This window comes from Oleiphilus sp. HI0043 (assembly GCF_001634935.1).
Genome location: NZ_LWEY01000423.1, coordinates 1 through 1,059, shown reverse-complemented (window position 1 = coordinate 1,059; position 1,059 = coordinate 1). Strand labels below are relative to the sequence as shown.

The 1,059-nt window shown below is 45.4% G+C and carries 2 protein-coding genes; one reads left to right on the top strand and one right to left on the bottom strand.

The features are described from left to right. A partial coding sequence (locus A3729_RS05460) for a class I SAM-dependent methyltransferase (RefSeq protein ID WP_156497698.1) occupies positions 1 to 406 on the bottom strand: 406 nt, incomplete at its 3' end. A 295-nt stretch (positions 407 to 701) separates the two neighbouring features. Here A3729_RS05460 and ribA point away from each other — a divergent pair. After that, positions 702 to 1,059, top strand: a 358-nt coding sequence (gene ribA / locus A3729_RS05455) for a GTP cyclohydrolase II RibA (protein ID WP_369820081.1), incomplete at its 3' end; no start/stop codon positions are given.

The window sequence follows — 1,059 nt, the reverse complement described above, 5'->3', positions numbered from 1 at the left end:
CACTAAATAGAAGCTTACCCTCAGGCTTGAGTACTCTATGCATTTGCTGAAGGGTTTTTTGGTAGTCGGGGATTGTGCATAAGGTGAAGGTTAGCAGGATGGTATCAACGCAGTCGTCTTCAAGCGGAATCTCTTCACCAGGTAAGTCCAGCCATTTTACTTCAATATCGGACTTTGCCACCTTAGCTGCGGCCTTTCTTCGCATTCCTTCAGAGGGCTCTAGGCCCCATACAAAGTCGATGTTCTTACTGTTGTAGAATTCAAGGTTGGCGCCAGAGCCCATGCCAATTTCGAGAACTCGTCCGGTGCATTTCGGTACTATTCTTTTACGGAGTTTCTGAATAGGGGGAGAGGTGCAGGCAGCATTGATCAGATGTGGAAGAATACGCTCTTCGTATAGGTTCATTTTCTTAGTTCTTATTATCTTTGGGAGGCTAATTAGAGCAGCTGCTTTCGGGGCTTTCAAGTTATGTAAGTTTGAATTCACTAATTTGTCGCGGAAAAGACCGTTTCAATTTACATTCGAGTTAAGCTCGCTTGTCAGAATGTGATACAATGCGCGCCCTGCAGGTCTTATAGCTTGTTTGGATGCTTGCTTGTAAGCCCTTAGTATGCCTTTTTAGTTTGTGCCAAGAGGATCGTCTGTGAAAGTTCGCTTTATTGAAACATGCCGTTTACCAACGCCTTTTGCCGTGTTTGATATGCATGGCTTTGAAGAGGTGGAGTCTGGTCAGGAGCATGTTGTATTGACCTTAGGGGATATCTCAAACGGTGCTCCTGTATTAGCGAGAACGCATTCTGAATGTCTCACTGGCGATGCCTTGTTTAGTATGCGTTGCGACTGTGGTTACCAGTTAGAGCAGGCGATGCAAAGCATTGCTGATGAAGGTCGTGGTGTATTGCTGTACTTACGTCAAGAGGGTCGTGGTATCGGCTTATTAAATAAGATTCGTGCCTACCAGTTACAAGACCAAGGTGCTGATACGGTTGAGGCCAATGAAAAGTTAGGTTTTGCGGCAGATCTCCGAGATTACACGATTTGTTATGACATGCTCGCAC